The following is a 17,588-nucleotide window of genomic DNA, read 5'->3' on the forward strand; positions in this document are numbered from 1 at the left end:
TCATCTAGGCGGTGTCAAGCATGGGTTGGCTAAGGTATACTCATAGTAATTTTTCGCCAATATTGACTGGCGAGCCCCTTGCAAACCGTGTGGGTAAAGAGACTAAGATGTTTGAGAATTTAACGGATCGCTTATCCAAAACGCTGAAAAACATCAGCGGTAAAGGTCGTTTGACCGATGACAATATTAAAGAGACGTTGCGTGAAGTGCGTATGGCACTTCTTGAAGCAGACGTTGCACTTCCTGTTGTACGCGAGTTTATTAAGCGTATTAAAGAGAGTGCCGTAGGTGTTGAGGTATCTAAATCCCTCACTCCAGGGCAAGAGTTCATTAAGATCGTTCAAGCTGAACTTGAAGCGGTGATGGGGGATTCTAACGAAGCGCTTAATCTAGCAGCTCAACCCCCTGCGGTAGTCTTGATGGCAGGTCTGCAGGGTGCAGGTAAAACCACTTCGGTTGGTAAACTTTCAAAGCTATTAAAAGAGCGCGATAAGAAGAAAGTGCTGGTGGTCTCTGCCGACGTTTACCGTCCTGCAGCGATCAAACAGCTAGAAACACTTGCTTCAGATGTGGGTGTTGATTTCTTCCCATCTTCAGCAGATCAAAAGCCGATTGATATCGCTAATGCCGCCATCGACCACGCGAAGAAGAAATTCTACGACGTGCTGCTTGTCGATACGGCGGGTCGTTTAGCTGTCGATGAGCAGATGATGGCTGAGATTCAACAGCTACATACTGCGATTAACCCTGTTGAGACACTATTTGTCGTCGATGCGATGACAGGCCAAGATGCGGCGAACACCGCTAAAGCTTTCGGTGATACCTTACCTCTAACGGGTGTTGTTCTGACCAAAGTTGATGGTGATGCACGCGGCGGTGCAGCGCTGTCTGTTCGCCATATCACTGGCAAACCAATTAAATTCTTGGGTGTTGGTGAGAAGACCGACGCGCTAGAACCCTTCCACCCAGATCGTGTCGCATCTCGTATTCTTGGTATGGGTGACGTGCTGTCGCTTATCGAAGATCTACAGCGCAACGTTGATACTGAAAAAGCCGAGAAGCTAGCCAAGAAGTTCAAAGAAAAGAAAGGTTTTGACCTTGAAGACTTCCGTGAACAGCTAGGTCAAATGCAAAACATGGGCGGCATGATGGGTATGATGGATAAGCTACCTGGTATGAGCAACTTACCGGACAACGTTAAAGATAAAGTTGACGACAAGATGTTTAAGCAGATGGAAGCGATTATCAACTCAATGACGATGAAAGAGCGTCAGCGTCCAGAGCTGATTAAAGGTTCTCGTAAAAAACGTATCGCCGCGGGTTCTGGGACTCAGGTGCAAGATGTTAACCGCTTACTAAAACAGTTCACTCAGATGCAGAAGATGATGAAGAAAATGCAGAAGGGTGGCATGAAAGGCATGATGCGTAATATGCAAGGCATGATGGGTGGTGGAATGGGAGGCGGTGGCTTCAATCCATTTGGTCGCTAATTTCACCCAGCAATAAAAATTTCAAGGTGTTAGCTAGCTCACAAACTTAGAATCCCCCAATTGTTTTGGAAGAAGAAAAGTTGTTGGTGAAAAAGTAGCTAAATACCTTGCATTGCTTCGGAATAAGAGTAAAATTCCGGAGCTTTATTTTGGCACGAGCCCCAAACTGTTTAGCGATAAATGGTTTCTGGGGTTAATTTTATTTTTGAGAAAGCAAAGAGGACGACATGGTAACCATTCGTTTGGCACGTCACGGCGCTAAGAAGCGTCCATTTTATCAAATCGTAGTAGCGGACAGCCGCAATGCAGCAACTGGCCGTTTCATCGAGAAAGTTGGTTTCTTCAACCCAACAGCTCAAGGTCAAGAAGAAGGTCTACGTCTAGACCTAGATCGTGTTAACCACTGGGTTGGTCAAGGCGCATCTCTATCTGACCGCGTAGCTAAGCTAGTTAAAGACGCTCAAAAAGCGGCTTAATTCTTATTTTAAGAAGTAGAAATTAGCTTATGTCGATGAAAGGTAAAGAAACAATGAGCGATGACAAGATTGTTGTAGGCAAGTTTGGTGCTACTTATGGCATTCGCGGTTGGCTCAAGGTTTTTTCCTACACAGACAATGCCGAAAGCATATTTGATTACTCGCCTTGGTTTATTAAGCAAGGTGAAAAGTGGGTCGAGTACAAAGCAGAAAGTTGGAAGCGCCATAACAAAGGTTTGGTGGTGAAGCTTGAAGGTCTTGATGTGCGTGAAGAAGCGCAGCTCATGACCAACTTTGAAATCTCAATTGACCCTGCCGTATTACCAGAATTGCCATCAGATGAATTCTATTGGCGTGATTTGATTGGAATGCACGTAGTAACTGATAAAGGTTACGATCTAGGCATCGTCTCTGACATGCTGGAAACGGGCTCCAACGATGTTCTCGTAATTAAAGCAAATCTAAAAGATGCTTTTGGGCAAAAGGAACGATTAATTCCGTTCCTTGAAGAGCAAGTGATCAAGAATATTGATCGCGAAGCTCAACGGATCGAAGTTGACTGGGATCCTGGATTCTAAACTCCAAACTACCAGAGCGAGATAAACATGTGGGTTGGCGTAATTAGCCTATTTCCAGAAATGTTCCGTTCTGTTACTGACTTTGGAGTAACAGGTCAAGCGGTTAAAAAAGGTCTTTTGTCGATTGAAACATGGAATCCTCGTGATTTCACGCACGACAAACATCGCACTGTTGATGACCGACCTTATGGTGGTGGCCCTGGTATGCTAATGATGGTGCAGCCTTTGCGCGATGCTATTCAGGCAGCCAAACATGCCTCACCAGGTAAGACGAAAGTCATCTACCTGTCTCCTCAAGGTCGAAAACTTGACCAGCAAGGGGTAGAAGAGCTGGCGACAAACGAGAACTTGCTTCTTATTTGTGGTCGTTATGAAGGGGTAGATGAGCGCATCATCCAATCTGAAGTTGACGAAGAATGGTCAATTGGGGATTTTGTGATGACGGGTGGTGAAATACCAGCCATGACGTTAATAGATTCTGTCTCTCGGTTTGTTCCGGGTGTATTAGGAGATTTCGCGTCAGCAGAAGAAGACTCTTTTGCTAATGGCTTGTTAGATTGCCCTCACTATACGCGCCCTGAGGTGTTAGATGGAAAAGAAGTACCAGCGGTACTCAAGTCTGGCAACCATAAGGACATTCGTCGCTGGCGACTAAAACAGTCGTTAGGCCGCACTTGGCTAAGAAGACCAGAACTCCTGGAAAACCTAGCTCTGACTGACGAACAGGAACAATTACTGGCCGAATTCATTAAAGAGAGTCGAGCTAAGTAACCTATTAAATTTAGTATCAGTTTATTCTAGGAATTTATTAAAATGAGTAACATCATCAAGGCTCTTGAAGAAGAGCAACTAAAATCAGACCTACCTAAATTTGCACCAGGTGACACTGTTGTAGTTCAAGTTAAGGTAAAAGAAGGTGAACGTGAGCGTCTACAGGCTTTTGAAGGCGTTGTAATCGCAATCCGTAACCGTGGTCTACACTCTGCTTTCACTGTACGTAAGATCTCTAACGGTGAAGGTGTTGAGCGTACGTTCCAAACACACTCTCCAATCGTTGATAGCATCGAAGTTAAACGCCGTGGTGCAGTACGTCGTGCCAAGTTGTACTACCTACGTGAGCGTTCTGGTAAGTCTGCTCGTATTAAAGAGAAACTTGCTAAGAAGTAATGCTATAACTAGCGTTCTCATAGTATTAGCGGAGACCAATTGGTCTCCGCTTTTTTTTGCGCTTCGCATAGAGAGGCGAGATTCGAGAACGGACTTCGTCCTATGGAACGCTTCGCTTTTGGAAAGCGGGAGCGGGCTTAGCCCTACGAGGGGGAATATTGACGGAGGAAGGAGTGGGAATCTCTATAACTCATCGACTAGCTTGAAGAGATCCTCAACTGACTCGTACCTCGTTCTAGAAGATGATATGGTAACTTGTTGAAATCAAAGGGTTGATGCTAAATGCCAACCTTCCAAAAGTTCTCCAGTTCTCCAGTTCTCCAGTTCTCCAAAAAACAAAAAAGCCGATGCTCTAATCACATCAGCTTCTCTTTAATCCCGTAGCGCAGCGTTCTCGCTTCTCGAATCTATTAGTACTGATCTTCCGACCATCCGTCTGCATCAGACATATCTGGTGCACCAGGGATAGTGTTCTCTTCATCAGCCCACTCACCGAAATCAATCATCTGACATTGCTTACTGCAAAACGGGCGGAAAGGGCTCTGCTCGCCCCATTTAACGTCTTGACCGCATTGAGGGCAAGGGACGATGGTAATCTTAGACATGGTGTTTCTCTGAACTTAAACAAAGGTGTGGGCTTAGTATAGCTTGAATATGAAATATGTTGTTAGCTACACACGGCGAGTTTGAACTCAACGTTAGCTACTGATGCTTGACCGGATTCAAACTCAATGAACTTTATAGCGAAGCGGTTCTTATGCCCAGAAATCATAGGGTAGACACCAAAGTGCATTGGGATTTCTAAGCGGAGAATATTGGCTTCATCTGCATCACTTTGATAGAAGCCAGAGTTGGCTTGAATTACGCGGAAGTGACCCGTTTCACGCGTGAGCTTAAGCCAGAGTTTAAGGGCTTCAGCAAGTGGTCTTAGGGTTGAAAGCCACTGGGATGCATCGGATTCTTTATTTTCAAGTGGCAGGTGAAGCCAGTGATGAAGTGCTGGCAGATCAAAGCAACATGAACCTCCTGGGAGATTGAAACGTTGTCGGATAGCACTTAGGAACCTGTCTTCCTTAAGACTTTGTCCGAAACGCTCTGCACCCATTAGGTCACTGTGTACAGCATCGACTTCATTTAAGATATTTTGCAGCATATCTTGATCAACTCCCTCGACATTGAGCCATGAGCGATATGTTAATCTTTGCTTTTCAATATCTTTAGCCAGCTCACTTTTAAGTTGGATTTGTTCGAAAATCTCTAACAGATCGAATAAGGAGCGGTAGAAAATCAGGTGCTGCGTATCATCACTAAACTGAGCAGCAACATCCAGTTGGTTCAGCAAGGCTTCAACGCGGAGGTAGATGCGAGTTTTCTCGTTTAGTGGATGTTCAAAATAATGCGTGGTCATCAATATGCAGCTCTGTATTTTTCAATCTTTATTCTCACCGATTTTCCCTACCGATTTCTAGGAACTTTTTATGTAATTCTGTGATTTGAGACAAAAGTTTTTGGTTTTCTGTATTATTTTTAATCACATAATCCGCAATGGCTAATCTCTGCTCTCGTGATGCTTGAGAAGAGAGAATCGCTTTGGCTTGCGCTGCGTCTACATGGTCGCGTTCTATCGTACGTTGAATTTGAGTTTTTTCATCCACATCGACGACGAGTACCTTATCTGCAAGAGATTGTAGGTTGTTTTCAACCATCAAAGGTATGACTAATAAAGCATAGTCCGATTTAACTTCAGCAAGTTGAGTCATCATCTCGGTTCTAATCATCGGATGAAGCAAGTGGTTTAGCCACTTTTTTTGGCTCGGGTTACTAAAGATAATTTTTCTAAGCTTAGCGCGATCTAGCGTGCCGTCTTGTTGGATGACACTGTCTCCAAAGTGCTGTTCAATGGCTTTTAAGCCTTGGCTCTCGGGTTCAACAACTTGCCTAGCCACGATGTCTGCATCCACAATTTCAATGCCAAAATTCTGATGGAACAGGTCTGCAACGGTTGTTTTACCACTGGCAATCCCCCCCGTTATACCAATAACTAGAGTCATGTTAGATTCCTAGAAAATTGCTGAAATACCAGTTGAGGATGTCATTTCCCCACATCATGCTTAACCAGCCTGCAATGGCTAAATACGGACCAAAGGGAAAGGCTTTGTCTATCCCTTGGCTTTTCAGTTTTAGTTGGATTAAACCAAAGACTAAACCGACCAGTGATGAGAGGAGGATGATCATTGGTAAATACTGCCAACCCAGCCAAGCCCCTAACGCCGCAAGCAGTTTAAAGTCGCCATAACCCATACCTTCTTTGCCTGTTGCAAGTTTAAAAAGCCAGTACACAGACCATAGGGCGAGATAGCCTGCCATTGCACCAATGACCGAATCTTGCAGCGAGACCGGGCTTATTTGAAATAGAGCAAGTGCGACTCCCGCCCATGTCAGAGGTAGTGTCAGTTGATCCGGCAGTAACATAGTATCGAGGTCGATGAAGGTGGCGGCGATGAGAGTAAAGGTGAAAAATAGGAGTGCAATTGCGAAATAGCTGAACTCAAATTGATAAGCAATAGCAAAACAGAGCTCAGCACTCAGAAGTTCGACTAGCGGGTAACGAGCACTGATCTTGTTGCTGCATTGACGACATTTCCCCTTGAGAATTAGCCAGCTTAGAACCGGAATATTGTCGATAATTCGAATAGGAGCCTTGCATTTCGGGCAGGTTGAATTTGGCACGCTAAGGTTATACGTCCCTTGTGGCGGTGTAATTTGGTATTCAGGGAAGCTATCCGCACATTCTGCTCGCCATTCGCGTTCCATGATCACGGGAAGGCGATGGATCACAACATTCAAAAAGCTGCCTACGATAAGACCGAAAAGCGTTGCTAATATAGGAAAAAGCCAAGGGTAGTAATGAAAAATGTCCATAAAATAGGTGCAGCTCTTAGGTTTAAAGCATTCAGTTCAAAGAGGGTAACTCTGTATCTTATCCTATGACACTCATCAAATTAAAGATAGGTAAATACATCGCGACGACGAGACCGCCGACAACCACGCCGAGAAAAATGATTAATATCGGTTCGAGGATCCGACCTAGATTATCTACGGTGTTATCGATTTCAAACTCGTAAACATCAGCAATTCTGTGCAGCATTTCGCCTAACCGTCCTGATTCTTCACCTATCATCACCATCTGTAGAACCATCTCAGGAAAGCAGTGAGTATGGCGCAGTGCAACGTAGAGCGGCATTCCTGTTGTGGTATCGAGTAACACCCTCTCTAAAGCATTTTGATAGTGCTTGCATTGTGCGGTTTTTGCCGATGCTTTTAACCCTGCCAGTATTGGTATGCCTGCGTTAAAACTTGTTGCTAGTGTACGGCTAAATTTTGCTATTGAAGCTTTGATGATTATTTTGCCAATAACAGGGGCTTTAAGTGTTAAACGACTCAGGATTAACTGAACTCGACGCGACTTTCTTAAGACAACTCTGAGCATATAAAATATCACTGCGAGAAGCATTAGTCCCATTCCTGTATATGCTTGGGCAAAGTCAGATAGGAGCAACACTTGTTGGGTGAACCAAGGTAGTTGTGCACCAAAGCCATTAAACATATCTTTAAACTGCGGAATCACCTTAGTGAGCATCAGGTAGGCAACGGATAAAGCAGTCAAAATAACCATCGTTGGGTAGATGAGTGCTTTGACAACTTTAGCACTGAGTTGCTCAGACTTTTCTCTGTAGTTGGCGATTCGCGCAAACACTTCGGCCAGGTTACCGGATTGCTCACCCGTTGCGACTAGGTCGACATAAAGTGAGTCGAACAGGGGATTTGCACTACGTAAGCTTTCAGATAAGGGATGCCCAGATTCTATCTGCTTAGTGATGTGACTCAGGACTGATCTCATCTCGGCTTTAGAGTGCCCCTTAGTGATGATGTTTAATGCTTGAATAATAGGAATTCCTGTCGCAAGCGTGGTGCTTAATTGTCTGGTTAATAAGGTAATGTCTTTTCTGTTTATCTTTTGCGTAAGACGAGTCAATACAGAAAGCGAACGCCTTTTTAGTGTTTTCAGGCTAATTGATTGTTCACTAAGCCGCTCTCTAACTTCGTGATCGTTTAAAGCAAGTGTGTAACCAGAGACGAGTTTGCCTTTGTGATTAACCCCTTTCCAGCGGTAGCGCTTAAGTTGATTGCGAGAGTGCGGTTTCATCTAGTCTACCGATAAGTAGAGCACGCGTTGCAGCTCTTGATAGCTAGTGATGCCGGCGAGTAGTTTTTCAATTCCGGCTTCTTTTAAGGTTTGCATCCCACGTTTTTTGGCAGCATCTTCGATGGTTTTGGCATTTGCGTCTTGATTAATGAGTTGTAGCAAGGTGTTGTCTATGTCCATCACTTCATAAATACCGGTTCGACCTGAATAACCTTGATTGCACTCACTGCACCCTTGTACGTTGGCTGTAAATACTTCACTTTGTACCGCGATACCTAACTGCTGACACAGCGCGCTAGGTAAGGCGTGTTCAATCTTGCAGTGCCGACATAGTTTTCTTGTTAGACGCTGAGCAATGACTAAGCTGAGAGAGGAAGAAATATTGAATGGGGATATACCCATATGCTGTAAGCGGATGATGCTTTCTGCGGCAGAGTTAGTGTGTAAAGTTGAAAGTACTAAATGACCTGTTTGTGCGGCTTTAACTGCAATTTCAGCGGTTTCAAGATCTCGTATTTCACCGACCATGACAATATCCGGGTCTTGGCGCAAAAAAGCTCTAAGTGCTTGCGCAAAGTCTAGGCCAATTTTAGGGTTGATTTGAACTTGATTGATTCCCACTAAATTAATCTCGACAGGATCTTCAGCCGTTGCAATGTTGACGAGGGGGGTATTGAGAAGCTTTAGCCCTGCGTAGAGTGAAACCGTTTTGCCACTTCCGGTTGGGCCTGTCATTAATATCATCCCCTGTGGTTTAGCAAGCGCCTGATGGTATAAGGCTTGCTGCTGTTGATTGTAGCCAAGGACGTCGATATCTAACTCGGCACTGTTGCTATCGAGTAGACGTAGAACGATTTTCTCCCCCCATAATGTCGGAAGTGTTGAGATACGGATATCGACAGCGGTATCAGGGCTTAGCTGCAATTTGATTCGGCCATCTTGCGGTAGGCGTCGCTCTGCAATATCCAGTTTTGCGATGATTTTTAATCGAGCTGAAAGGCGACGGCTTAGTGTATGACTTGGCTGTTGAGTCTCAATTAAGATGCCATCACAACGAAATCGCACACGGTAAGAGGCTTCATAAGGTTCAAAGTGTATGTCTGAAGCGCGCTTTCTGATCGCATCAAGCAAGATCTGGTTTATATAGCGACTGACGGGGGAGTTGTCAGTGTTTAGGTTTTCAGTCTTGCTTAGTTCGTCGTCAGACAATTCAACTAGGCTGGCAAGCTCTTGCTCATTAATCTCTTTGGTATGACTTGAGACCTCACCGGATATTACCGTGCCATATAGATGACGAATTGCCCCCTTGAGTTGCTTGATATCTGCCAGCACCAGTTCTATTTGTTTTCCGGTCGCAAAGCGAAATTCCTCTTCGAGCGCTGCATTAGTTGGATCAGCAACTGCAACGAGCAGTTGGTGCTTACTTTGCCGAAGCGGAACCGCACAATAGCGGTGAGTGAGTTCACGTAAGCCGAGCTTGTTGCACACAGCTTGATAGTCATAGTTAGCGAAATCGATAACGGGTAAGGCAAATATTTGCGAAAGGTGAGAGAGCAGTTGTGTGGGCGTTAACCAACCTAGCTCCAACAATACTTCAGGGGCCGTTTGACCTGAAACATTAAGCCGTTCATCCAGCAAAGCTTTCTGAGTAGTATCAAGAAGCTCTGCTTGGCGCAAGATAGCGGGAAGGTTGGTTTGCATATAGATTATGAACAACCGTCTAAAGAAGGGACAGCTCCCGCTTTTGAACAAGACCAGCCTGTACTAGAGTTGCGAGAATAAGTAATGGTGTCGCTGCTTCCCATTGTGCTATCTAAGCCGAATGTAAATTTTAGCGTTGGTACGGCTGCAGAGCCGGTACCTGAAATTGTTGAAGCTATGGTTCCCAAATTATTGGCACCACTATCAATGCCTAAATTGGATAGGGTTGCAGCAGAAGTGGTGCCATTTTCTTGATAGAAAACTTCAGCGGGTGTTATGAGGCTTTTTAACGTCGCTAGTGCTGAAGCTGCCTCAGATTTTCTAACATAGTCTTTGTAAGCAGGAATCGCCATAGAAGCCAGTACGCCAATGATTGCGACCACAATCATTAATTCAATTAGAGTAAAGCCTCTTGTTTTGCGACCTTGTAAAGTTTGCATTGTTTCTCTCCGTGGGTAAAAGACTGAGTTAGGGAGAGAGTAGTGACGGAGTGTGTGGGCAGGAATTATCGCTGGCGTGGTTTCCGATCAATTTAGATAAAAATAGTACTTAGTTGCATATTGAATGCAAATTGATCCGAGGCAGGGCAAAATTGAAGTCATTGAGACTATTCACATACAAAAATAGAGGCTTGGAGCCTCTATTTTTATTTGGTAAAGCGTCTTCTTTGCTGCTGATAGCTACTTAAAGCGCATCGATAAATCCATCGCCTTTAGGTGTTTAGTTAGCGCGCCAACCGAGATATAGTCAACGCCAGTCTCAGCGTATTCACGGATAGTCTCTAGCGTGACATTGCCTGAGTTTTCTAGCGCTGCGCGGCCTGCGTTAATTTTTACTGCTTCACGCATCATGTCGGTGGTGAAGTTGTCGAGCATGATGATGTCGGCACCTGCTTCAATCGCTTCTTGCAGTTCTTCAAGGCTCTCTGTTTCGACTTCAACCGGTTTTCCTGGGTTTAGCTCTTTGGCAGTCTTGATGGTTTGAGAAATACCACCGTTAGCAATAATGTGGTTCTCTTTGATTAGGTAAGCGTCAAACACACCAATACGATGGTTAAAACCACCACCACAGGCTACAGCATATTTAAGCGCGCTGCGCAGACCAGGAATGGTTTTACGCGTATCAAGTAGTCGACAACCTGTGCCCGCAATTTTCTCTGCGTATTGGGCAACGACAGTTGCGCAGCCAGAAAGAGTCTGGATAAAGTTCATCGCATTGCGTTCACCAGTAAGAAGAGCGCGAGATGGGCCTGATAGAGTACACAACACTTGGTTCGGCTCTACTTTATCGCCATCTTCTACATTCCACTCTATCTTTACTTCGCCGCCTAGCTGTTTAAATACTTCGTCAGCCCAAGCTTTGCCACAAAAAACACCATGTTCACGAGTGATAATGGTTGCTTCGTTGTGTGCATCTGCTGGAATTAGACTTGCGGTAATATCAGCGTCTGGGTCTAGAGTACCACCCAGATCTTCCTTGATGGTATCCGCGACAGCGCGGGATATCTCTAAGGGAAGTTGCTGTTTCAAATATTCGAGACGTTCTTGGCTATTGTGTGTGTTTTTCATCGCAAATCTAATACGCAGTTGGACAAGAGGTGGGCATGATACGCTGACTGAGTGTGAAATTCAGCCATTAATCTCGCATTTCATCGCCAAACGGATAAAATCAGAGAGTTAGTTATGATAATGAGCCGCTTATGATCGATGAAAATGGTTGGTACAACAAAGCTAGGCATGTACCTTCACCTTTTTTTGACCACAGAACAGACGCTACAGACATCTCTCTTTTGGTTGTGCATAACATCAGCTTACCGCCGGGTCAGTTTGGTGGTCCGTATATTGAACAGTTTTTTACTGGGCAACTAGACCCGAATGAACATCCGTTCTTTGAAGTGATCCATAATATGGGTGTTTCGGCTCATTGCTTGATCAGACGTGATGGGGAAGTGGTTCAGTTTGTGCCGTTTATTGCCAGAGCATGGCACGCAGGTGTCTCGAGCTTTGCGGGGCGAGATAAGTGCAATGACTACTCAATCGGAATTGAGCTAGAGGGCAGTGACTACGTTGCCTACACTGATGAGCAATACCAAGCGTTAACGGAGCTAACCAAGCAGATTCAAGTCAGTTACCCGAAAATCACTCTACCGCGCATTACTGGTCACCAGTACATTGCTCCACTGCGCAAAACCGATCCTGGGTTAGTGTTTGATTGGGGGAGGTTCAGAGACGGACTGCACCCTTAGGAACGCTGCGCTTCGAGAGTCGGGAACGGGCTTCGCCCTTTGAGAACACTACGTTCCGAGAATCGAGACCGGACTTCGTCCTTCGAGAGTTATTCGTTCCCACATCCCGAATCCATAGCGAAGCGTTCCTAAATAAAAAGGATTGACACTTGGTGCCAATCCTTTAATTTTTCTCGCTTCTCGCTTCTCGCTTCTCGCTTCTCGCTTCTCGCTTCTCGCTTCTCGCTTCTCGCTTCTCGCTTCTCGTTTTTACAGCGTCTCTTGATACTCGACCAAAATCTGCTCAACCCAAGTGGCGATACGTTCATCACTCAGTTCATATTGAGAGTCTTCATCAAGTGCTAGGCCGACAAATTTGCTGCCATCTTCGGTAAGTGCTTTTGAAGCTTCAAACTCGTAGTTGTTATCGTTAGGCCAGTAACCAACAAAGTTAGCTCCGGTCTTTTTCAGCTCGTGGTGCAAGAGTCCCATAGCATCCAGATACCACTCGCCATAGCCTTCTTGATCGCCTAAGCCGAATAGTGCAACGGTTTTGCCATTTAGCGATACGCCATCGATTTGATCCCATAACTCATTCCAGTCTTCTTGGATCTCACCAAAATCCCAGGTCGAAATGCCGACAATTAGAAAATCATAATCTTCCATCAAAGAGAGTGGTGATTCTTTAACGTTGTGAATATCAACTAGGTCTTCACCGATGATAGCGCGGATTTTCTCTGCTGCCATTTCGGTATAACAAGTTGTTGAGCCGTAAAATAGACCGATTTTCATAGCATGGTTTTATATTTTGACAATTGATGGTGAATTCTAACCACAAAATGGCGAGCTTTGCAGCGAATATCCGCTTTTGAGATGAATTTTTATAGCTTTATTGCTTTGTGGCACTTACATTTGACCGCACAACGAAATTATGAGGTTTGCAGTGTCAGAACAATTGTCGCCTGATCAAGGGCTAGTTGAACAGTTTTTAGATGCTATGTGGTTAGAGCGCGGCTTGTCTGAAAACACCCTTGCATCATACCGAAACGATCTTTTTAAACTGCTACAGTGGATGACACTACACAACTACCGTCTCGATTTTATTAGCTTATCTGGGCTGCAAGACTATCAAGGCTGGTTAGCTGATGAGGGGTATAAGCAAACTTCACGAGCAAGAATGTTGTCCGCGATTCGACGTCTGTTTCAGTATTTGCATCGTGAGAAAGTTCGCAGTGATGATCCGAGTGCGCTACTGGTAAGCCCAAAGCTACCTAAACGCTTGCCAAAAGATTTAACGGAAGATCAAGTGGATGCTTTGCTCAATGCACCTGATCCTAATAATCCAATGGAGCTGCGTGATAAAGCTATGTTAGAACTCTTATACGCGACGGGGTTGCGTGTGACGGAATTGGTTAGTTTGACGATGGAAAATGTCAGCTTGCGTCAGGGGGTGGTTCGGGTTACTGGTAAAGGTGGCAAAGAGCGTTTGGTACCAATGGGTGAAAATGCTGTTGATTGGATTGAAACTTTTATCCATCAAGGCAGGTCAGAGTTACTTGGGGAGACAACCTCTGATGTGGTATTTCCGAGTAAGCGAGCAAGACAAATGACTCGCCAAACGTTTTGGCATCGCATAAAACACTACGCAGTATTGGCAGGGATTGATACTGAATTACTCTCGCCCCATGTATTAAGGCATGCGTTTGCTACTCATTTGCTGAACTATGGTGCAGACTTGCGCGTGGTACAGATGCTGCTAGGGCATAGTGACTTGTCCACAACACAAATTTATACTCATGTAGCAACAGAGCGATTGAAACAGCTACACAGTGAACACCATCCAAGAGCCTAACCGCTCGTGGCTACAACTAAATCGATTTAAGGTGAATTGAATGAGCGTATTACGCCGAATGACTCTACTTACATTGCCACTTTTACTTGCTACACAAACTGTTTCGGCAGGCGATGTTAAATTTGATAAAGCACAGCTAGAAGAGCGTTTTGCCAAGCTAGGGTTAGAAGTAAAAGAGGTTGTTCCGGCAGAGATTGACGGCCTAATCGAAGTGCAAACCAGTGGCGGGGTATTGTTTGCTTCGCCAGATGGAGAATACTTTCTAGCGGGTACATTATACAAACTTGATTCAAGCGGTAAGTATGAAGACGTACTCGCTAAGCGCCAAGCGCCAATTAATGCGAAAAAAATAGAAGCCTTTAAAGATAGCATGATCGAGTTTAAGGCAGATAACGAGAAATATGTAGTAACTGTGTTTACTGATATTACTTGTGGCTACTGTGTACGTCTTCACAGCCAAATGAAAGGCTACAACGATTTGGGTATTACGGTTCGCTACATGGCTTACCCTAGACAAGGCGCAACAGGAACCGTTGCGGATCAAATGGCGACCATTTGGGGGGCTAAGGATCCTCAAGCAGCGATGCATAATGGCAAGGTGAATCGAGAGTTTCCTGAACAAAGTGAAGATTTCACTAAATATCAGCAGATTATCAAGCAACAATATACATTAGGTCGTGAGTTAGGCATTAGCGGTACGCCAGCGATCTTCTTGCCAAATGGTGAAATGGTCGGTGGCTACCTCCCGCCTGCTCAGTTAATTCAACGTTTAGAGCAAACGCAATAGCACTCTCTTCACCATTCCTCTTTTTGAGGAATGGTGTTCTCCTTCCTTTAGATGCTGCCATAAGATAATGATAGAAATCCAACGCCGTCCTGAACCTGATTTATCCCTACTTTCAATAGACTCTATCGCGCCATTACTTAAGCGTATTTATATCAGTCGTGGAATTACATCGCAGCAGCAGCTTGATACAACGGCGCGCGCACTGCATTCGTACCAAAAGCTGCATGGTATTGACGCCGCAGTTGAACTGTTATTTGAATCTATTCAACATAATAAGCGAATTATTATTGTTGGTGACTTTGATGCTGATGGAGCGACAAGTTCAGCGCTGTCGGTATTAGCACTGCGCATGCTTGGCTCAAACAATGTCGATTACCTAGTGCCAAATCGTTTTGAAGACGGCTATGGCCTTAGCCCTGAAGTGGTAGACCAGGCGATTGAAATTGGTGCTGAAGTGATTATGACGGTCGACAATGGCGTCTCTTCAATTGAAGGGGTACGTTATGCCAAACAGCAAGGCTTAAAGGTACTAGTGACCGACCACCATTTGCCGGGGCATGAACTACCAACCGTAGATGCTATGGTTAACCCTAATCTGCAAGAGTGTGCGTTTCCATCAAAAGCGCTGGCAGGTGTTGGTGTTGCGTTCTATTTGATGATGGCGCTGTGTGTTCATATGCGCAAAATAGGTTGGTTTGCCAAGCAAGGGATGACAGAGCCTAAGTTGATGGAGCTGATTGATTTAGTTGCACTAGGTACGGTAGCGGATGTAGTGCCGCTGGACGAAAACAACCGTATTTTGGTTCATCAAGGCTTGCAACGTATCCGCGCGGGCAAAGCACGCCCGGGGATTCAAGCTCTAATTGAAGTGGCCAAGCGAGATTCCCGTCGACTGGTTGCTTCTGATTTCGGGTTTGCTTTAGGGCCGCGCATTAATGCTGCTGGTCGTTTGGATGATATGTCCTTTGGTGTCGAGCTATTGATGGCCAATAACATTCATGCAGCACGTCGTATGGCGAGTGAATTAGATGGGTTAAACCAGACACGCAAAGAAATTGAAGAGGGCATGAAGCAAGAGGCGATGGCTTTTTGTGAGCGTCTGCAGTTCGGCGAGCAAGATATGCCTCATGGTCTCGTGCTTTTTCAGCGTGATTGGCATCAAGGCGTAATAGGTATCTTGGCATCACGCATCAAAGAAAAGTTTCATCGCCCAGTCATTGCATTTGCTGACGGTGGTGAAGGTACGATTAAAGGTTCATGCCGTTCAATCCCTGGTTTGCATATGCGTGACACCTTAGATCGCATCGATACACAAAACCCAGGTTTGATACTCAAATTCGGTGGACACGCGATGGCAGCGGGTCTGACCGTATTGGAGAAAGATTTTGAGCGCTTTTCTAAATTATTTGATGAGGCAGTGAAGCAGGACTTGGACGACGCGGCACTTAAAGGTGTTATTTTGTCTGATGGCGAATTAAAGCCTGAAGAGTTCTCTATGCATGTCGCTGAGATGCTTCGTGCTGGTGGACCTTGGGGCCAAGCTTTCCCTGAGCCGCTGTTTGATGGTGAATTTAAAGTGCTTCATCAGAAGCTGGTTGGGGAAAAGCACCTGAAACTTATGCTAGAACCTCTGCATAAAGGTCATCCAACTAATATCATGATTGATGGTATTGCATTTAACGTTGATCTGCGTCGCTGGCCTGATGCCTCGGTGAAAACTGTTCGTTTAGCATACAAGCTCGATATTAACGAGTTTCGTGGCAATCAGTCGCTGCAACTGATGATTGATCATATCGAGGCTAAATAGAGTACGGCATAGCCCTACAGAACGCGTTGCTCCGAGATCGGGCTACGCCCGCGAGAATCGGGAACGGGCTTCGCCCTTCGAGAAGGGAGTAGTGTAAGTAGCTCGGATTCTTCTGCTGGGGTTATTCCATAGAACGACGAAGGAGTAAGTAGGGAATTTCTAAAGGTTTCCTACTTGCTTCAATAGATCCTCAACCCGCACTTTTCTTCTCATTCCCTAATAACCTTTCATATTCCTTTAAAACTAACCAATTAAACTGTGATACCTAGCACGGTTTATTCCCATCTGTTTATATTTTGTAATTGGTCAGACCAATTTGATTGCTGTTTTAATCAGCTATTGTTATCAAAGTGTTGATGCAAGGCTTGTTCTATGATTTGGGTCAATTTTTGTCTGGAACTTGCGTTTTATTTATGTTAATTTTCTCGCCAACTTAAAATTGGTAATACCAATTGACTGCAAAAGAGTAGAAGAAAAACAACTATGGCTTATCAAAGGATTCGTCAGCCAAAACTTTCTGATGTGATTGAACAAGAGTTAGAAAGGCTGATTGTGGAAGGAACATTGTCTCCGGGGCAACAATTGCCGCCTGAGCGAGAACTGGCAAAACAGTTTGATGTTTCCCGTCCTTCAATCCGAGAAGCGATACAGCGTTTAGAAGCGAAACGTCTTCTTACTCGTCGTCAGGGTGGTGGCACTTTTGTTAGCGAGAACATCTGGACCAGCTTTTCAGATCCTCTGCTAAATTTATTGTCTAGCCACTCCGAAACTCAGCTGGATTTGCTGGAAACGCGTCATGCGATGGAAGGTATAGCCGCTTACTTTGCAGCAGTTCGTGGTACCGAGGAAGACTTCGCTCGTATTCAGGCTTGCCTGAAAAACATCAGTGAAGAGCAAACTAAGAAGAATGTCGAAGCAGAATCAGCTGCGGTTATGCAGTTTTTGATCGCTTTAACCGAAGCTGCCCATAACGTGGTACTTCTGCACATTGTTCGCAGCCTTGCACCTTTACTAGAGCAGAATGTCTTGCAGAATTTAAAGCTCTTACATCGCCGCGATGAAGTGGTCGAAAAAGTAAGTAAACACCGAGCTAATATTGTGGATGCGATTGTTTCAGGTCAGCCAGAAAAGGCGCGTGAAATGTCTCACTCACACTTAGCTTACATTGAAGAAACATTGTTGGATTTGACTCGTGAAGAGTCGCGCAGAGAGCGCTCTTTGCGTCGAATTCAACAAGGTAACGATTCTTAAAACAAGAAACGGTTACTTTAAATAAGTAGATCCAACCAATAGAAGGAT

19 protein-coding genes are annotated in these 17,588 nt (G+C 44.9%); 10 read left to right on the plus strand and 9 right to left on the minus strand.

Going from position 1 to position 17,588, the window contains the following annotated elements; translation table 11 throughout:
* Nucleotides 1–107: 107 nt before the first annotated feature.
* The 5 genes from ffh to rplS all read left to right on the plus strand — a co-directional run bounded on the left by ffh (nt 108) and on the right by rplS (nt 3,711).
* Complete coding sequence (gene ffh / locus ZX61_RS16060) at nt 108–1,490, plus strand: signal recognition particle protein (RefSeq protein ID WP_049845609.1); 1,383 nt, start codon at nt 108–110, stop codon at nt 1,488–1,490.
* A 227-nt stretch (nt 1,491–1,717) separates the two neighbouring features.
* Nucleotides 1,718–1,966 carry a 30S ribosomal protein S16 gene (rpsP, locus tag ZX61_RS16065; protein ID WP_004410028.1) on the plus strand — a complete coding sequence of 83 codons (249 nt, stop codon included), beginning with the start codon at nt 1,718–1,720 and terminating at the stop codon, nt 1,964–1,966.
* 29 nt (nt 1,967–1,995) lie between these two features.
* Nucleotides 1,996–2,544 (plus strand): ribosome maturation factor RimM, encoded by a 549-nt coding sequence (rimM, locus tag ZX61_RS16070; protein WP_049845610.1) that lies wholly within the window; start codon nt 1,996–1,998, stop codon nt 2,542–2,544.
* Nucleotides 2,545–2,571: 27 nt separating this feature from the next.
* The gene (gene trmD, locus ZX61_RS16075; protein ID WP_049845611.1) at nt 2,572–3,315 is read left to right on the plus strand and encodes a tRNA (guanosine(37)-N1)-methyltransferase TrmD; all 744 of its coding nucleotides are present in this window, start codon (nt 2,572–2,574) and stop codon (nt 3,313–3,315) included.
* A 42-nt stretch (nt 3,316–3,357) separates the two neighbouring features.
* Nucleotides 3,358–3,711, plus strand: coding sequence for a 50S ribosomal protein L19 (rplS, locus tag ZX61_RS16080; protein WP_049845612.1), 354 nt, complete (start codon nt 3,358–3,360; stop codon nt 3,709–3,711).
* A 410-nt stretch (nt 3,712–4,121) separates the two neighbouring features.
* On the opposite strand, the gene yacG is transcribed toward rplS, so the two are convergent.
* From yacG to nadC, 8 genes are all read right to left on the minus strand, one after another.
* Complete coding sequence (yacG, locus tag ZX61_RS16085) at nt 4,122–4,316, minus strand: DNA gyrase inhibitor YacG (protein ID WP_049845613.1); 195 nt, start codon at nt 4,314–4,316, stop codon at nt 4,122–4,124.
* Nucleotides 4,317–4,378: 62 nt separating this feature from the next.
* Nucleotides 4,379–5,119 (minus strand): cell division protein ZapD, encoded by a 741-nt coding sequence (gene zapD / locus ZX61_RS16090; protein WP_049845614.1) that lies wholly within the window; start codon nt 5,117–5,119, stop codon nt 4,379–4,381.
* A 34-nt stretch (nt 5,120–5,153) separates the two neighbouring features.
* Entirely contained in the window at nt 5,154–5,762 is a 609-nt protein-coding gene (coaE, locus tag ZX61_RS16095) for a dephospho-CoA kinase (RefSeq protein WP_049845615.1), read from the minus strand.
* Between the two features lies 1 nt (nt 5,763).
* Nucleotides 5,764–6,633, minus strand: coding sequence for a prepilin peptidase (locus ZX61_RS16100; protein WP_049845616.1), 870 nt, complete (start codon nt 6,631–6,633; stop codon nt 5,764–5,766).
* A gap of 58 nt (nt 6,634–6,691) precedes the next feature.
* Nucleotides 6,692–7,918 carry a type II secretion system F family protein gene (locus tag ZX61_RS16105; RefSeq protein ID WP_049845617.1) on the minus strand — a complete coding sequence of 409 codons (1,227 nt, stop codon included), beginning with the start codon at nt 7,916–7,918 and terminating at the stop codon, nt 6,692–6,694.
* Nucleotides 7,919–9,619 carry a type IV-A pilus assembly ATPase PilB gene (gene pilB, locus ZX61_RS16110; RefSeq protein WP_049845618.1) on the minus strand — a complete coding sequence of 567 codons (1,701 nt, stop codon included), beginning with the start codon at nt 9,617–9,619 and terminating at the stop codon, nt 7,919–7,921.
* 5 nt (nt 9,620–9,624) lie between these two features.
* Nucleotides 9,625–10,059: a type IV pilin protein gene (locus ZX61_RS16115; RefSeq protein ID WP_049845619.1), complete on the minus strand. Its 435-nt coding sequence runs from the start codon at nt 10,057–10,059 to the stop codon at nt 9,625–9,627.
* Nucleotides 10,060–10,299: 240 nt separating this feature from the next.
* Complete coding sequence (gene nadC, locus ZX61_RS16120; RefSeq protein ID WP_049845620.1) at nt 10,300–11,187, minus strand: carboxylating nicotinate-nucleotide diphosphorylase; 888 nt, start codon at nt 11,185–11,187, stop codon at nt 10,300–10,302.
* A 131-nt stretch (nt 11,188–11,318) separates the two neighbouring features.
* Between nadC and ampD the strand changes: the two genes are divergently transcribed.
* Nucleotides 11,319–11,864, plus strand: a complete 546-nt coding sequence (gene ampD / locus ZX61_RS16125; protein ID WP_049845621.1) for a 1,6-anhydro-N-acetylmuramyl-L-alanine amidase AmpD — start codon at nt 11,319–11,321, stop codon at nt 11,862–11,864.
* Between the two features lie 249 nt (nt 11,865–12,113).
* Here ampD and fldB read toward each other — a convergent pair whose 3' ends face one another.
* Nucleotides 12,114–12,635, minus strand: coding sequence for a flavodoxin FldB (fldB, locus tag ZX61_RS16130; protein ID WP_049845622.1), 522 nt, complete (start codon nt 12,633–12,635; stop codon nt 12,114–12,116).
* Nucleotides 12,636–12,774: 139 nt separating this feature from the next.
* Here fldB and xerD point away from each other — a divergent pair, with 139 nt between their 5' ends.
* The 4 genes from xerD to pdhR all read left to right on the plus strand — a co-directional run bounded on the left by xerD (nt 12,775) and on the right by pdhR (nt 17,540).
* Nucleotides 12,775–13,695: a site-specific tyrosine recombinase XerD gene (gene xerD, locus ZX61_RS16135; protein WP_150115016.1), complete on the plus strand. Its 921-nt coding sequence runs from the start codon at nt 12,775–12,777 to the stop codon at nt 13,693–13,695.
* 40 nt (nt 13,696–13,735) lie between these two features.
* Nucleotides 13,736–14,482, plus strand: coding sequence for a thioredoxin fold domain-containing protein (locus ZX61_RS16140; RefSeq protein ID WP_049845624.1), 747 nt, complete (start codon nt 13,736–13,738; stop codon nt 14,480–14,482).
* Nucleotides 14,483–14,549: 67 nt separating this feature from the next.
* On the plus strand, nt 14,550–16,289 hold the full coding sequence (gene recJ / locus ZX61_RS16145; protein WP_049845625.1) for a single-stranded-DNA-specific exonuclease RecJ: 1,740 nt from the start codon (nt 14,550–14,552) through the stop codon (nt 16,287–16,289).
* A 483-nt stretch (nt 16,290–16,772) separates the two neighbouring features.
* Complete coding sequence (gene pdhR / locus ZX61_RS16150) at nt 16,773–17,540, plus strand: pyruvate dehydrogenase complex transcriptional repressor PdhR (RefSeq protein ID WP_004742610.1); 768 nt, start codon at nt 16,773–16,775, stop codon at nt 17,538–17,540.
* Nucleotides 17,541–17,588: the final 48 nt, after the last annotated feature.

This window comes from Vibrio sp. VPAP30, assembly GCF_001188205.1.
Classification (GTDB): domain Bacteria; phylum Pseudomonadota; class Gammaproteobacteria; order Enterobacterales; family Vibrionaceae; genus Vibrio; species Vibrio bivalvicida.

What these genes read in the sequence shown, in the direction of transcription:
- ZX61_RS16115 (WP_049845619.1), bottom strand. Translation starts at nt 10,059, where the DNA reads ATGCAAACTTTACAAGGTCGCAAAACAAGAGGCTTTACTCTAATTGAA.
- trmD (WP_049845611.1), top strand. Translation starts at nt 2,572, where the DNA reads ATGTGGGTTGGCGTAATTAGCCTATTTCCAGAAATGTTCCGTTCTGTT.
- xerD (WP_150115016.1), top strand. Translation starts at nt 12,775, where the DNA reads ATGAGGTTTGCAGTGTCAGAACAATTGTCGCCTGATCAAGGGCTAGTT.
- pilB (WP_049845618.1), bottom strand. Translation starts at nt 9,619, where the DNA reads ATGCAAACCAACCTTCCCGCTATCTTGCGCCAAGCAGAGCTTCTTGAT.
- rplS (WP_049845612.1), top strand. Translation starts at nt 3,358, where the DNA reads ATGAGTAACATCATCAAGGCTCTTGAAGAAGAGCAACTAAAATCAGAC.
- fldB (WP_049845622.1), bottom strand. Translation starts at nt 12,635, where the DNA reads ATGAAAATCGGTCTATTTTACGGCTCAACAACTTGTTATACCGAAATG.
- ampD (WP_049845621.1), top strand. Translation starts at nt 11,319, where the DNA reads ATGATCGATGAAAATGGTTGGTACAACAAAGCTAGGCATGTACCTTCA.
- ZX61_RS16100 (WP_049845616.1), bottom strand. Translation starts at nt 6,633, where the DNA reads ATGGACATTTTTCATTACTACCCTTGGCTTTTTCCTATATTAGCAACG.
- coaE (WP_049845615.1), bottom strand. Translation starts at nt 5,762, where the DNA reads ATGACTCTAGTTATTGGTATAACGGGGGGGATTGCCAGTGGTAAAACA.
- ZX61_RS16105 (WP_049845617.1), bottom strand. Translation starts at nt 7,918, where the DNA reads ATGAAACCGCACTCTCGCAATCAACTTAAGCGCTACCGCTGGAAAGGG.
- zapD (WP_049845614.1), bottom strand. Translation starts at nt 5,119, where the DNA reads ATGACCACGCATTATTTTGAACATCCACTAAACGAGAAAACTCGCATC.
- nadC (WP_049845620.1), bottom strand. Translation starts at nt 11,187, where the DNA reads ATGAAAAACACACACAATAGCCAAGAACGTCTCGAATATTTGAAACAG.
- rpsP (WP_004410028.1), top strand. Translation starts at nt 1,718, where the DNA reads ATGGTAACCATTCGTTTGGCACGTCACGGCGCTAAGAAGCGTCCATTT.
- pdhR (WP_004742610.1), top strand. Translation starts at nt 16,773, where the DNA reads ATGGCTTATCAAAGGATTCGTCAGCCAAAACTTTCTGATGTGATTGAA.
- yacG (WP_049845613.1), bottom strand. Translation starts at nt 4,316, where the DNA reads ATGTCTAAGATTACCATCGTCCCTTGCCCTCAATGCGGTCAAGACGTT.
- recJ (WP_049845625.1), top strand. Translation starts at nt 14,550, where the DNA reads ATGATAGAAATCCAACGCCGTCCTGAACCTGATTTATCCCTACTTTCA.
- rimM (WP_049845610.1), top strand. Translation starts at nt 1,996, where the DNA reads ATGTCGATGAAAGGTAAAGAAACAATGAGCGATGACAAGATTGTTGTA.
- ffh (WP_049845609.1), top strand. Translation starts at nt 108, where the DNA reads ATGTTTGAGAATTTAACGGATCGCTTATCCAAAACGCTGAAAAACATC.
- ZX61_RS16140 (WP_049845624.1), top strand. Translation starts at nt 13,736, where the DNA reads ATGAGCGTATTACGCCGAATGACTCTACTTACATTGCCACTTTTACTT.